Below are 12,911 nucleotides of genomic sequence, written 5' to 3' on the forward strand. Positions count from 1 at the left end.
AGGAACTTCATGCTCTATATCGCGCGAGGACCGGACGGGCAGCTTCGGCGGGTCGAGGCCGAGCCATTCGATGAGATGACCGGAACGATTCCCGCGGGTTGCGATGAGGCGCTGAGCTGGTTCGCAAGCAGTGAAGATGAGCACACGCAGCGGGTCGGCTTGCAGGCATCTGACCTGGAGATGGTGCGGGTTCTGGAAGACCTGATCGGCGTGTTGATCGATCGCGGCGTGATCCGTTTTACCGACCTGCCGGAAGTGGCCCAGCGCAAACTGCGCGCCCGCCAGCAGACCCGTGCTCGACTGGGTGGGCTGAGCGCTCTGTTGAGCGACGATGAGGAGCCGCGGCTGCCTTAATCGGTCTGTCCGTTTCGTTCGCTGAGACCGTCACAGACTCTGAGTTTCCCTTCCCACCTACCGCCGTTGGCCGTCGCGACCAGCTCCCTATTGCCACGGGCGGGGCGTGCCAACCGCGTGACCCATGACGCCATGCACGCCGAGCGCAGCCAGCGTCGTGCGTTCGCCTTCGGTCTCCACCATCTCGGCGATCAGCGGCAGATCGATGCTGTGTGTCGTGCGGTAGAGCGCCTCGATGAAGTCGCGCTTGTCGCCGTCCTGGTCGATGTTGCGGATGTAGGTTCCGTCGATTTTCAGATAGACCAATGCCAGCCTCAGCAAACTGCCGAGCTTGCTGAAATCGCCGCCGAAATGCTGCAGGCCGATCTGCGCGCCGGTGTCGCGCAGCGCCTGGCTGCAATGTTGCAGCGTGGCGTTCACCGGCAGGTGACGGGCGTCCAGTTCCAGGCAGAGCAAGCGGGTTTGCTCGGGATGGTCACGCAGCAGTTGGATGATGGGTTCCAGGCCGTCCGGGTCGCGCAACGTGGCGCTGGAAAGGCTGACGGCCAACGGAGTGGGCGCCTGGCGCAGGCGTTCGATGGCCAGTTCGAGCATCAGCCGGTCGAAGCGCGCCGTCCAGCCCAACCGTTCCAGCCACGGCAGAAAGCTGCCGGCAGTGAGGACGACGCCATCGGCGATCGGCAGGCGCGCCAGCAACTTCTGATGCACGAGCTGCTGCGGGTTGTCGGCCAGTACCACCGGTTGCACGAAGACGGCCAGGTCACGCTGCTCGAGCGCCTCGTCGAGCGCGCGATACCACTCGTGCTCGCTGTGCAGAAGCGCCGTCGCATGGCTGCATTCCCACCATGCGCGGTCGCTACCCAATGCCTGCGCCAGCGCATGGTCGGCCCGCTCCAGCACCGCCGCGGGTGAATCGCCGATGTGAAAGGCGGTATAGCCAATGTGAACCAGCGGGCCCTCGTCGTGCGTACCGCGCGGTCGCAGCGCTTGCAGATCGGCGCTCAGCGTTTCGGCGAGGCGGGCGGCATGCGCTTCGTGCAGCCCGGGTGCCAGCAGGACAAAATCACCGCCGCGGCTGCGCGCGGCGAGCCAGTGAGGTTGGCCCTGTTCGTCCGGTACGCGCCCGAGGCGGGCACCGACCGCGGCGACGAGCTGATCGGTCTGTTGGCTGCCGAGCTGCTGGTTGAGACGGTTCAGATCGTGGATGCGGATCAGCAGCAGATAACCGCCGCCGTGATGCTCTGCTGGCGTCAGCTGGATCGCCAGGCGCTGGTCCAGCAGGCGCCGGTTGGCCAGCCCGGTCAGCTCGTCGCGGAAGGCCTGCTGATGGAGCCGCTCACTGCGCGCCGCCTCCTCGGCGAAGAGGGCTTGCAGCTTGGCGACCATCTGATTCATCGCTTGCACGACGCGCCGTAGCTCCGGGGTGCGCGGTAGCTCGGGCAGGGTGACGAACTCGCGCCGGGTGATGGCCTGCGCCTGCTCCACCATGCGATCGAGCGGGCGCAACTGGCTGCGCAACAGCCAGCCGCCCAACAGCGCGCTGACCACGCCGCAGCCCAGCAGCCAGTAAAGCGTCGCCACGGTGCTGTCCCAGACCTTGGCTAGGGCGAAGGCAGGGTGACTGATCACTTCCACGCGCGCCGCCTGCTCCCAGCCGCGCATGATCAGTGCGTCGCCGCCCTGTGCCGGCAGATCCACCAGTGCGGCGAACCAGTCCGGCACCTGCTCGGTGACGATGTTGCTGCTGCGTTCGACGATCGGTTGGCCATCGGCGATCGAGACGATACGGATGCTGCTGAAATAGCCGCTGTCGAAGATCGAATTGACCAGCAATTCGAGCATGACCGGATCATCGACATGCGGCGTCATCGACAGCGCCAGTGCGGTGGCGGCGTCCTGGGCATGGGAGCGAAGCTGGCTGATCGACTGTTCGCGCGAATGCTCGATGCTGGCGAAGAAGCTCCCGGCGAAGGCCACGACGAGGAACAGGCAGATGGCGAGAAACAGCTGCTTGAGTAACGACATACTTCCCTCCTGAAACCGCTCTCGACTAGCCCTCGCCGACCACGAATCCTTCGGCACGCATCTTTCGCAGAACGTCCTGCCAGCGTGACAGCCTTTTGCCATCTCCGCTACGTTTACCACCGCCCGCACCGGGCAGATACAGCCCTTCGGCATTGAAGGCATACACCGGCAGCAGGTCGCTGCGCTGCGAGGCGGGGCGGATGGTGCCGTCGATGTTATCCAGCACCAGCGGATCGGCGCCGGGCGTCGCGTAGTAGGTCAGCACCATGTGCGCCTGATTCAGCCGCAGCGCCTTGACGTAGGTGATGCGCAGCTTGTCGCTGGGCACGCCCAGCCGACGCAGGGTGAAGTACTTGGCGAGGGCGTAGTCCTCGCAGTCACCGGCACCGCGGATCAGGGATTCGACAGGCGTGGCCCAGTAATCGTCCTGCTCCCAGACCCAGATGTCGTCGCTGAACTGAATCTGTCGGTTGAAGAAGCGGTTGACCTCGGCGAGCTGCTCCCGCTCGGGCAGTGCGCCGCTGTCTCGCAGAAGCTGCTGCCAGGCCGCTACCCGCGGCAGCGCATCCTCCGCGGCCCCGTAGCGCTTTTTCAGAACCGGGTAGATGCGCTCGAAATCCCACTGTTGCCAGTTGGACGAGCGCGCCAGATTCCATAGCGGTGCGCTGAGCAGGGCGAGCGCGAAAAGCAGCACCAGCGGGCGGCGGCTTGCACGACCAGACTGCAAAGACTGCATGGGCTGCTCTCCATAGCGAATCCTGCCGGTGGGCGGATTCGTGCTCACTGGCGTGGTTTGGCTTCGACCGTGTGCAGGGTTTTCTGTTTGACGATGTACAGCGTGACCAGCGCAGCGCTGAGCAACATGGCGATGCGTGCCCAGACGAGCGGCACCAGCCAGCAGGAAATTCCGATACTCACCCACATGGTGAGGATGGTGTAGGCCTTGCCCTTGAGCGGAATGCCGTTGCCTTCCAGGTAGTCGCGGAACCAGGGGCCGAGGCGCGGGTGCTCGACGAGCCAGACGTAGAAACGCTCCGAGCTGCGCACGAAGCAGGCAGCTGCCAGCAGCATGAAGGGGGTGGTCGGCAGCACCGGCAGGAAGATCCCCACTACGCCAAGCGCCACCGCGAGCCAGCCGACCGTCAGCAGCGCATAGCGCACCACGGCGTTGCGCTGCTGGGGAATATCGCGGTGCGCCACGGCGGCTACCCGGTCATCAGTGACGGCGCGGTTTGAGCAGCGCCGGCTTTTCCTCGGGAGCGTGGCAGAGCAGGTACAGCGCGGTCAGGATTTCCGGAATCTGCGCGACCATCTCGTCCACCAGCTCGGGGCTCTCGGCGATCTCGGCGAACTCCGGCTGCTCGTCGAACAATCCCGAGCCGACCATGATCGGCAACAGCAATTCGCTGACTTCCTCCTCGGAATCCTCGAACCAGGCCTCCTCGCGCATGAACACGCCTTCCATGAAGCCGATGCACCAGCCGCGCAGATCGGACTCGTCCGGCTCCTCGCCGAGGTCCAGCTCGCAGGGCAGCTCCATGTCTTCGTCGCTGGCCAGCTGGCGGGCGATATGCGCCTTGAGCTGGACCAGCGTTGCCTCGATGGCGTCGCGTTCGGTGTCGTCCTGGTACTTCGGTGGCTCGGAGAACAGCGCATCGATCCATTCGCGCTCCGGTACCGCTTCGGAGCAGATGCTCAGAGCCGTCAGGTAGCCGTGGGCGGCGATGTAATCCAGCGCCTCTTCATGCAGGTCGTCGGCATCGAGGAAAACCTGCAGGCGGGTGAGTTGCTCGGCGAAAGACATCGGGAACTACCTTGGGGTGGGAAGACAAGCGGGATTCTAGACGAGGCGCGGGATGCAGGCTACTTCGATGGCCGTTGCGCCGCCGTGGCCGACCACCGCGCCTGAACTCCGGCAGGTGCTCGCGTATACTGCGCGCCTTGTTTCGGAGACCGGCATGCTCGACCAGGCACAGCGCATCCTCAAAGACGTATTCGGCTATGACGCCTTTCGCGGCAACCAGGGCGCGATCATCGAACAGGTCGCCGACGGCGGCGATGCGCTAGTGTTGATGCCTACCGGTGGCGGCAAGTCGCTGTGCTATCAGGTGCCGGCGCTGCTGCGCGACGGGCTGGCGGTGGTGGTGTCGCCGCTGATTGCGCTGATGGACGATCAGGTCGCCACGCTCGACGAGCTGGGCGTGGCGGCGGTGGCGCTTAATTCCACGCTGAGTGCCGACGAGCAGCGCGAGATTGCCGAGCGCATTCGCCGCAACGAGATCAAGCTGCTCTATCTTGCGCCGGAGCGACTGGTGCAGCCGCGTATGCTGGCGTTCCTGCAGCGGTTGCAGATCGCGCTGTTCGCCATCGACGAGGCGCATTGCGTGTCGCAGTGGGGTCACGATTTCCGTCCCGAGTACCTGCAGCTCGGCCAGCTCGCCGAGCTGTTCCCCGGCGTGCCGCGCATCGCCCTGACCGCCACGGCGGACATGCGCACCCGCGAGGAAATTGTCCAGCGCCTGCATCTGGAGAACGCCGAGCGGTTCCTGTCCAGTTTCGACCGGCCGAACATCTTCTACCGCATCGTGCCCAAGGAGCAGCCACGCAAGCAGCTGCTGGGCTTTCTCGCCGAGCGGCGGGGCGATGCCGGCATCGTCTACTGCATGTCGCGCAAGAAGGTCGACGACCTGGCGGCGTTTCTCACCGAGCAGGGCTTTCCAGCGTTGCCGTATCACGCCGGGCTGCCCAACGAGCTGCGCGCCTATCACCAGAAACGCTTCCTCAACGAAGAGGGGCTGATCATGGTGGCGACCATCGCCTTCGGAATGGGCATCGACAAGCCTAACGTGCGCTTCGTCGCTCACCTGGACCTGCCCAAGTCGCTCGAAGCCTATTACCAGGAGACCGGGCGGGCAGGGCGCGACGGCCTGCCCGCCGACGCCTGGATGGCCTACGGCCTGCAGGACGTGATCTTCCTCAAGCAGATGCTCAACAACTCCGAGGGCGACGAGCGCCACAAGCGCATCGAGCAACACAAGCTCGACGCCATGCTCGCGCTATGCGAGGAGACCCGCTGTCGGCGCCAGGTGCTGCTGGCCTATTTCGACGAAGACCTGCCGCAGCCGTGCGGACATTGCGACAACTGCGCGGACGATGTGCAGACCTGGGACGCCACCGAACCGGCGCGTCAGGCGTTGTCGGCGATCTACCGCAGCGGGCAGCGCTACGGCGTCGGACATCTGGTGGACATCCTGCTGGGGCGCGACAACGACAAGGTGCGCGGCCTCGGCCATCAGCATCTTTCCGTGTTCGGCGTCGGCAAGAGCCTCGCCGAGGGCGACTGGCGCTCGCTGTTCCGCCAGCTGGTGGCACGCGGGCTGGTGGATGTCGATCTGGAAGGCTTCGGCGGCCTGCGCTTGAGCGACAGTTGCCGACCGTTGCTGCGTGGCGAGGTAAGCCTGGCGCTGCGCCGCGATCTCAAGCCGCAGCAGGCGGCCAAGGGGCAGAAGAGCCCTGCCAGCCAGCTGGTGCGAATCGAGGAGCGCGATACCTGGGAAGCGTTGCGCGCGCTGCGCCGGCGCCTGGCCGAGGAGCACGGCGTGCCGCCCTATGTAATCTTCCCCGACGCCACGTTGCTGGAAATGCTGCGCAGCCAGCCGGCTTCGCTGGCGGATATGGCGCGCGTCAGCGGTGTCGGCGCGCGCAAGCTGGAGCGCTACGGTGCGGCGTTCCTCGAAGTGCTGCAGGGTACGTCGGAACCCGCCAGGTCGCCGATCGATCTGCGTCACGAACTGGTCACGCTGGCGCGTGCGGGCATGACACCGGCGCAGATCGCGCGCCAGCTCGATTGCAGCGAGAAGAACGTCTACGCCCTGCTGGCCGAGGCGATCGGCCAGCAGCAGCTGAGTCTGGAGCAGGCGCTCGACCTGCCCGAAGACCTGCTTGGCGAGATTCAGGAAGCTTTCCTCGACGGCGAAGGCGAGCTGCCGTTGGTCGCCGAGATCGCCGCGCAGTTCGCCACGCGGGTGCCGGAAGCGGTGCTGTACTGCGTGCGCGCGGCCTTGCAGGCCGAGTTCGAGTTGTAACCGGCTGCGTCACCGCCGCGCGCACGCCGGCGCGGCGCAATCCCGCGTCCTGGCGGGGCGGCCGAGTGTTTCCGCGTACCGAAGGAGGGCGGTGACTGGCCGTTGGTAGGCTTGCCTGCATATCGAAGCTGTGATTAGCTCGCTAATAATTGTTTTTGCAGGAATGCAAGCTTCATGTACGCCGAGCAACATCGCTTCGCCATGCAGTTGGCGCAACTCTCGCGAGGCTGGCGCGCGGAACTGGATCGGCGTCTCGCCGATCTGGGACTGTCGCAGGCCCGCTGGCTGGTGCTTCTGCACCTGGCCCGTTTCGACCATTCACCCACGCAGCGCGAGCTGGCGCAAAGCGTCGCCGTCGAAGGGCCGACGCTGGCCCGTCTGCTGGACGGCCTTGAGGCGCAGGGATTGATTCATCGTCAAGCTTCGCTCGAGGACCGCCGCGCCAAGCTCATCCTGCTCGGCGCGCCGGCGCGTCCGCTGATCGAACGCATCGAGGCGATTTCGACGCAGGTCCGCGAGGAGCTGTTCGACGGCATTCCCGAGGAGGACCTGCGCAAGTGCCAGCAGGTGCATGCGCGCATCCTCGCCAATCTGAATAAGACCCGGGCGCTCTAGAAACTGCGGCCGAGGTTCAGATAGAGCGCCTGCTCGTCTTCGTCGTTGGCACCGTAGCCGAGGTTCAGCGGCCCCAGCGGGGTGTCGTAGCCGATGAACACGCTGGCGGCGTTGATGTAGCCGCTGTCGAATTCGTTGTCGTTGTTCCAGGCGCGGCCGCGTTCCAGCGAGCCGCCAAGGTACAGCGGGAAATCCAGCGGCAGGAATCCGCGTGGCGTCATGCGTCGGTAATACACCACCCGGCCGAGGCTGATGTTCTGCCCCGACAGTGCGTCCTGGCGAAAACCTGACAATTGGCGGGCGCCGCCGAGCAGGAAGCTGGAGGTCACCACCTCGGTGTCGTCGAGCGTGCGTCCGTAGCGGCCGCCCAGCAGCCAGGTGTGCGGTCCATAGCCGAGCGCCTTGTCCAGGCGGAGGTGCCATTGCCGGTAGCGTTCATCCGAGCCCAGCCCGGGTGTGTACTGGCGCAGCGTCAGACTGATGTCCTCGCCCTCGTGCGGGAAATCCACGTCATCGAGCGTATCGAACGAGTACTGCAAGGCGTAGTAACCCTCGCTGAAACTGAAATCCGGCAGGTCGCGCTCGCCGACGCGCACGTCCGCCTCGCCCCACGCCTGGCCGACGCCGAAGCGGATCTCGCCGTTGTTGGCAATCTGTCGGCCGAGGTTCAGCCCGTAACCGTAGCGGCGCAGACGGTACTCGGCGATCGGGTCGTGCTCCAGCGTCGCCTCGACGTTCTGTGCCTCGAGAAACGCATTCGGCGCGACGAACCAGCGCGAACCGGCATCCAGCGGTTGGTAGAACTCACTGAACAGCTCCTGGCGATCGCCCAGTTGCGCCCGCGTCAGCCACTCGGCGCCCAGCTCGTTGATGCCGTTCATGCGGTAGCTGGCGCCGATATTGAAGGCGCTGTCGCCCTGGAAATCGTCGGACAGGCTCAACCCGAGGCGCAGGTAGTCGGTGCCGGAGCGCTTCTCGCGTGTGCGGATCACCAGCGTGTTGCCCAGCTTGCCGTGGGCGACGCGGTATTCGACGCGGTCGAAATAGTCCAGGCCATACAGCGTGCCCATGTCCTTCTGCAGGTCGGCGAGGTCGAGCGGCTCGCCGAGACGCTGGCGGATGTGGCGGCGGATCACCGCATCGCCGACCTTGGAGTCGTTCTCGATGCGCACCGCGGTGATCACCGGCGTACGCGGATCGTTCGAGCGCGCCAGGCTCAGCGCCGGATTGCCGCCGCTGGACGGCGCGAAGCCGGCCAGACGCCCTTCGAGCGCGCGGGTGGCGCGGTAGCCGGCGTCGATCAGCTGCGCCGCGCTGCCGAAATCGGTCGAGCCGTAGGCCGCCAGAGGCGGCTCGATCAACAGGTCTTCGGCGCGCAGGGTGGCCAGCTGCTCCTCGGAGTTGCGCCGCGTCATCATGGTGGTGGTCTGGTTGAGCACGTCGAACACGGTGAGCAGGTCTTCGCGGCGCATCAGCGGCGTGCCGATGTCGACCACGATCAGCCGGTCGACGCCCATGTCGCGCGCCACGTCCATCGGAATGTTGTCGACCATGCCGCCGTCCACCAGCAGGCGGCCGTCGAGCTCGACCGGCGCGAACACCGCCGGGATCGACATGCTGGCGCGAATGACTTGCGGCAGGTGGCCGCTGCGGAACACCACCTTCTCGTCGTTGGCGATGTCGGTCGCCACCGCGCGGAAGGGGATCGGCAGCTGGTCGAAGTCGCGCGTATCGCTGGCATGCACCAGCAGGCGTTCGAGCAGCAGGGCGAGGTTCTGCCCCTGGATCACGCCCAGCGGCAGGCCGAGGCTGCCGTCGTCGCGAAAGCTGAGCTTGCGTTTGACCAGGAAGTCGCGGTCGTCCTGCTTGCGCCGGAATGGCACGTCCTGGCGGGCCGGATCGTCGGACAGCACCTGCTGCCAGTCCAGCGTCATCGCCAGTTTCTCCAGTTCGTCGACGGTGTAGCCGGCGGCGTACAACCCGCCGATCACCGCGCCCATGCTGGTGCCGGCTACCGCGTCGATGCGCACGCCTTGTTCTTCCAGCGCCTTGAGCACACCGATATGTGCCAGCCCGCGCGCCGCGCCGCCGGAAAGCACCAGCCCGGTCTTCGGCGCCGCAGTGTCGGCGAGGCCGCTCAGTGGCAGACAGAACAGCAGGACAAGCAGCAGGCGACGCATGACGGATTCCGGGTACGAAGGAAAAGGCCGCTATTATAGGCCGCTCCCATTACCAGCCAGGGTCGCGCGCATGTCCAACGGCAAAGCGGAAATCGTCATCGTTTATTGCACCCAGTGCCAGTGGTTGCTGCGCGCCGCCTGGCTCGCCCAGGAGCTGCTCTCGACCTTCGCTGACGATCTTGCCCGGGTCGCGCTGGAGCCGGGCACCGGCGGGGTGTTCCGCATCACCTGCGACGGCGAGCAGATCTGGGAACGCACGCTCGATGGCGGCTTTCCCGAAGCCAAGGAACTCAAGCGGCGGGTGCGCGACCGCATCGATCCACAGCGTTCGCTGGGCCACAACGATCGTTGAGATTCAGGCCGCCGGCGGACTCTTCAGGCGGCTGGTGATGACGCTGGCGAGAATGATCAGCGCGCCGCCGCCGAGCATGCGCAGCGTCGGCTGCTCGTCGAACAGCCACCAGGCGAAGATGATGCCGTAAACCGGTTCGAGGGCGAAGATCACCGAGGTGGTGCGCGCCTTGAGCACCCGCAGACTGGCGACGAACAGGCTGTGCGCGAGGCCGGTGCAGAGTACGCCGAGCAGCGCCAGCCAGAGCCAGTCCTGTGCCGGAATGGCGGGTACGCCCGCCCAGGCGAACGGCAGCAGGCCGAGCAGGATCGCCAGGTTCTGCCACAGCGCGGCCTGCACGGCGTCGATGCCGCGGGTGACTGCGCGGTTGAGCAGCGACAGCAACGCGAACAGCAGACCCGACAGCACCCCATAGAGCAGTCCGCCGGTCGCTGCGCTGGATACGTCGAAGCTTGGCGTGACCAGCAGGAGGCCCAGGCAGACCAGACCAACCATTGCATACTCGATCGCCCGGGTGCGTTCGCGAAACAGCAACCCTTCCAGCAGCACAGTGAACGCTGGAAAGCTGGCAAAACCGAGGGTGGCGATGCCGACGCCGGCGACTTTCACCGCGATGAAGAACGTCAGCCAGTGCGCGCCCAGCAGGATGCCGCCGAGCATCAGGCCGCCGCGGCGCTTCCAGTCGGGGCGCGCGCCGCTGGGCGGCAGCAGCAAGGCTACCGCCAGCAACGCGAGGACGGCGAACAGTGCGCGGCCGAAGGTGATCATCAACGGCTGGCTCTGCGCGAGTTTGCCGAGCACGCCGGACAGGCCGAACATCAGCGCGCCGAGGTGAATCGCCAGCAGGGCGTTGCGCGGGGTCATGTGTCGATACCGCGGGTCAGCGATGGGTACGAAGGGGGCATGCAGTTACCGCGACGGAGATGGCAGGGCGATCATGCTAGGACAGTCGCGTACGCGCGTCTGTCGCGTCAGCCGGCGGTTTTGTCGCGCAACTCTCGCGGCGTGCAGCCGTGTACTCGAACCAGCGCCGCGGTGAAGGCGCTCTGCGAGGCGTAGCCGACCTGTGCGGCAATCTCGCCGACCGACAGCCGGGTGCCGCGCAGCAACGCTTCGCCTCGCTGCAGACGCCGCTGGCGCACGTAGTTCATGGGCGTCTGTCCGGTCTCATCGAGAAAGCGCGCATGCAGGCGCGCCACGGACAGCCCGGCGACTCGCGCCAGATCCGCGACCTGCAACGGATGGGCGAGGTGCCGGTCGATGTAGGCGTCGAGCGCCGTAAGCGTCAGCGGCGGCCTGTTGCCGAGCGGCGCGCAACCGCTCCCCAGCGTTGCCAGCAGCAATACCGTGCCTTGTTCGGCGATCAGCGGATCGTTCAGCGGGCTGGCGGCCAGCCACTCCACCAGGCGCTGCTGCGTGGCGGTCAGGCGCAGTGAGTCGGGGCGTTCGAGCAGCCGCAGGCTGGCGGCCCCGTGCGGGCCGAGACGCTCGCTGATCCAGGCCGGATGCGCAATGTCGAGCACCAGACAGTGGCTGCCGCGCGCGCTGCCACAGGCATGATGGGTGAATGGAGGAACGACTGCCAGGCATTGCTGGCCGATGCGGCTGCCGCGTCCGGCGATCTCGAATTCTAGTTGGCCGCGCAGGCCGAAGACCAGTTGCACGTGATCGTGGCTGTGAGCGATCTGGTCCTGGTTGTAATGCCGAAGGGACAGCATCTGCATCGCGGCCTCGCTGCGGTATCCGCTCAGAGGATGACCTTGTCGCGCAGTTTCTCCGCGGCCTCCTGCAGGGCCTGGATCACGCGTTCCTTGTCGAAGTTCTGCACGCCGTTGGTGTCTAGGTACATGGAGAAACCCGGCAGCTCGGTCTCGACGAAACTGCAGGTGGCGCCGAGGTCGCGGCGGAAATCGACGACCTGATAGATCTGCACTGGCCGGGTGAATCCCTTGACGCCGATCTGGCCCTTGTCGCGGCACATGATCACGTCCTTAACCAGCGAATAGGTTTCGTGGGAGATGAGGATTTCGCTGGTTTCGGCGGCGCTTTCCAGGCGGCTGGCGAGGTTCACCTCGCGCCCGATGATGGTGTAGTCCATCCGGGTGTCGGCGCCGAAGTTGCCCACCGTGCAATAGCCGGTGTTGATCCCCATGCGGATCTCCATCGGCCGGGTGATGCCCTGTGCGCGCCATTGCTGGCGCAGCACCTTCATGTGTTTGCGCATGGCGATGGCCATCGACACGGCGGCCACGGCGTCCTTCTTCGCGCCCTGGCTGGTCGGGTCGCCGAAGAACACCATCACGCAGTCGCCGACGAACTTGTCGATGGTGCCGCCGTACTTCAGCGCGATCTTCGACATTTCGTTCAGGTAGTTGTTGAGCAGGTCGGTCAGCGCCTCGGCTTCCAGCTCCTCGGACAGTTCGGTGAACCCCTTGATGTCGGAGAAGAACACCGAGAGCTTCTTGCGCTGGGTCTCCAGGCGCACGCTGCGCTTGCCGGAGAAGATCGATTCCCACACCTGGGGCGACAGGTACTTGGCCAGATTGCGCGCCAGCCGCGCGGCCTTGGTCTGCTCGGCCTCGATGTCGCGCCGCGCCTGGGCCAGGCGCAGGCCCTGCTGGTGTACGAAGTAGGCCGTGGCACAGATGTACAGCGAAGCGAACAGGATGCTCACCAGCGAGACCAGTTGCGGCGTGGCGCCGCGAAGCTCGAGCGGTACCAGCGCGCTGCCCAGGCCGATACCACCGGCCACACCGAGCACCGCCAGCAGCAGGTGCTGCAGGCTGCCGGTAACCAGTGCGCTGAAAAACAGCGTCAGCAGGAACATCAGGCTGGGCACGATGGGCGCGCCGAGCAGGATGATGGCGACGCCGGTGTTGAGCGCATCCAGGCACAGCAGCACTTGCGAGGTACGCTGCGGATGATCGCGCTTGAAGCGGTAACCGAGGTGGTAGGCCAGATGCGGATAGAGCAGCGCATAAGGCACCATCCACAGCAGGTCGAGGGGAAAAAACTGCGTATAGGTTCCGGCCGCGAGAGTGGCGGCGCCGGCCAGGTAGGCGAACACACGGGAGTAGTACTCGCGCAGCGTGCGATTGGCGAGACCGTTGCGGCGCTCTGCCGTGGCGGAAGTCATGTGCTTACGTTCCCTTGTAAAATCGACGCCTTTTTCTAAGCGCCTTGCTGACTGAAGCGCCCACGCGCCGAACGCTTGGAAGGGGCCTTGCCGGTGGCGGTGCATTGCGCTGTTCTGCCGTGGCGCACGCCGAGCCGGTGGATCATAACCAAGCCGCGTCGCGC

Annotated in this window: 12 protein-coding genes; 4 read left to right on the forward strand and 8 right to left on the reverse strand. The window is 65.8% G+C overall.

The window, feature by feature from the left end; all coding sequences use genetic code 11:
- The first annotated feature begins 9 nt into the window (after positions 1-9).
- Positions 10-354, forward strand: a complete 345-nt coding sequence (locus HU825_RS11700) for a tryptophan synthase subunit beta (RefSeq protein WP_234302077.1) — start codon at positions 10-12, stop codon at positions 352-354.
- 87 nt (positions 355-441) lie between these two features.
- Here the strand turns inward: HU825_RS11700 and HU825_RS11705 are convergent, their stop codons facing one another.
- From HU825_RS11705 to HU825_RS11720, 4 genes are read right to left on the reverse strand one after another with little or no spacing between them, the layout of a single operon-like run.
- Positions 442-2,379, reverse strand: a complete 1,938-nt coding sequence (locus HU825_RS11705; protein ID WP_234302078.1) for an EAL domain-containing protein — start codon at positions 2,377-2,379, stop codon at positions 442-444.
- A gap of 25 nt (positions 2,380-2,404) precedes the next feature.
- Positions 2,405-3,115, reverse strand: coding sequence for a cysteine protease LapG (gene lapG, locus HU825_RS11710; RefSeq protein WP_234302079.1), 711 nt, complete (start codon positions 3,113-3,115; stop codon positions 2,405-2,407).
- A 44-nt stretch (positions 3,116-3,159) separates the two neighbouring features.
- Positions 3,160-3,579, reverse strand: a complete 420-nt coding sequence (locus HU825_RS11715; protein ID WP_008570124.1) for a YbaN family protein — start codon at positions 3,577-3,579, stop codon at positions 3,160-3,162.
- 16 nt (positions 3,580-3,595) lie between these two features.
- Positions 3,596-4,183: a UPF0149 family protein gene (locus HU825_RS11720; protein WP_043296699.1), complete on the reverse strand. Its 588-nt coding sequence runs from the start codon at positions 4,181-4,183 to the stop codon at positions 3,596-3,598.
- 154 nt (positions 4,184-4,337) lie between these two features.
- Here HU825_RS11720 and recQ point away from each other — a divergent pair, with 154 nt between their 5' ends.
- Complete coding sequence (gene recQ / locus HU825_RS11725) at positions 4,338-6,464, forward strand: DNA helicase RecQ (protein WP_234302080.1); 2,127 nt, start codon at positions 4,338-4,340, stop codon at positions 6,462-6,464.
- Between the two features lie 174 nt (positions 6,465-6,638).
- Positions 6,639-7,079 (forward strand): MarR family transcriptional regulator, encoded by a 441-nt coding sequence (locus tag HU825_RS11730; RefSeq protein WP_043296698.1) that lies wholly within the window; start codon positions 6,639-6,641, stop codon positions 7,077-7,079.
- On the opposite strand, the gene HU825_RS11735 is transcribed toward HU825_RS11730, so the two are convergent.
- On the reverse strand, positions 7,076-9,259 hold the full coding sequence (locus tag HU825_RS11735) for a patatin-like phospholipase family protein (RefSeq protein WP_234302081.1): 2,184 nt from the start codon (positions 9,257-9,259) through the stop codon (positions 7,076-7,078). The two genes, HU825_RS11730 and HU825_RS11735, sit on opposite strands and share 4 nt — an antisense overlap.
- A 70-nt stretch (positions 9,260-9,329) precedes the next feature.
- On the opposite strand from HU825_RS11735, the gene HU825_RS11740 reads away from it, so the two are divergent.
- A complete protein-coding gene (locus HU825_RS11740) occupies positions 9,330-9,611 on the forward strand; it encodes an Rdx family protein (RefSeq protein WP_043296696.1) in 282 nt (93 codons plus the stop codon).
- Between the two features lie 3 nt (positions 9,612-9,614).
- On the opposite strand, the gene HU825_RS11745 is transcribed toward HU825_RS11740, so the two are convergent.
- From HU825_RS11745 to HU825_RS11755, 3 genes are all read right to left on the reverse strand, one after another.
- The gene (locus tag HU825_RS11745) at positions 9,615-10,475 is read right to left on the reverse strand and encodes a DMT family transporter (protein WP_234302082.1); all 861 of its coding nucleotides are present in this window, start codon (positions 10,473-10,475) and stop codon (positions 9,615-9,617) included.
- A 107-nt stretch (positions 10,476-10,582) separates the two neighbouring features.
- Positions 10,583-11,329 carry a helix-turn-helix transcriptional regulator gene (locus tag HU825_RS11750; protein WP_156716703.1) on the reverse strand — a complete coding sequence of 249 codons (747 nt, stop codon included), beginning with the start codon at positions 11,327-11,329 and terminating at the stop codon, positions 10,583-10,585.
- Positions 11,330-11,358: 29 nt separating this feature from the next.
- Positions 11,359-12,747 (reverse strand): adenylate/guanylate cyclase domain-containing protein, encoded by a 1,389-nt coding sequence (locus tag HU825_RS11755; protein ID WP_234302083.1) that lies wholly within the window; start codon positions 12,745-12,747, stop codon positions 11,359-11,361.
- Between the last annotated feature and the right edge of the window lie 164 nt (positions 12,748-12,911).

The organism is Pseudomonas phenolilytica (assembly GCF_021432765.1).
Classification (GTDB): Bacteria; Pseudomonadota; Gammaproteobacteria; order Pseudomonadales; family Pseudomonadaceae; genus Stutzerimonas; species Stutzerimonas phenolilytica.

Bases quoted from the DNA above. Each gene is read 5' to 3' on its own strand.
- HU825_RS11700 (WP_234302077.1), top strand. From the start codon at position 10: ATGCTCTATATCGCGCGAGGACCGGACGGGCAGCTTCGGCGGGTCGAG.
- lapG (WP_234302079.1), bottom strand. From the start codon at position 3,115: ATGCAGTCTTTGCAGTCTGGTCGTGCAAGCCGCCGCCCGCTGGTGCTG.
- HU825_RS11735 (WP_234302081.1), bottom strand. From the start codon at position 9,259: ATGCGTCGCCTGCTGCTTGTCCTGCTGTTCTGTCTGCCACTGAGCGGC.
- HU825_RS11730 (WP_043296698.1), top strand. From the start codon at position 6,639: ATGTACGCCGAGCAACATCGCTTCGCCATGCAGTTGGCGCAACTCTCG.
- HU825_RS11755 (WP_234302083.1), bottom strand. From the start codon at position 12,747: ATGACTTCCGCCACGGCAGAGCGCCGCAACGGTCTCGCCAATCGCACG.
- HU825_RS11740 (WP_043296696.1), top strand. From the start codon at position 9,330: ATGTCCAACGGCAAAGCGGAAATCGTCATCGTTTATTGCACCCAGTGC.
- HU825_RS11745 (WP_234302082.1), bottom strand. From the start codon at position 10,475: ATGACCCCGCGCAACGCCCTGCTGGCGATTCACCTCGGCGCGCTGATG.
- HU825_RS11720 (WP_043296699.1), bottom strand. From the start codon at position 4,183: ATGTCTTTCGCCGAGCAACTCACCCGCCTGCAGGTTTTCCTCGATGCC.
- recQ (WP_234302080.1), top strand. From the start codon at position 4,338: ATGCTCGACCAGGCACAGCGCATCCTCAAAGACGTATTCGGCTATGAC.
- HU825_RS11750 (WP_156716703.1), bottom strand. From the start codon at position 11,329: ATGCTGTCCCTTCGGCATTACAACCAGGACCAGATCGCTCACAGCCAC.
- HU825_RS11705 (WP_234302078.1), bottom strand. From the start codon at position 2,379: ATGTCGTTACTCAAGCAGCTGTTTCTCGCCATCTGCCTGTTCCTCGTC.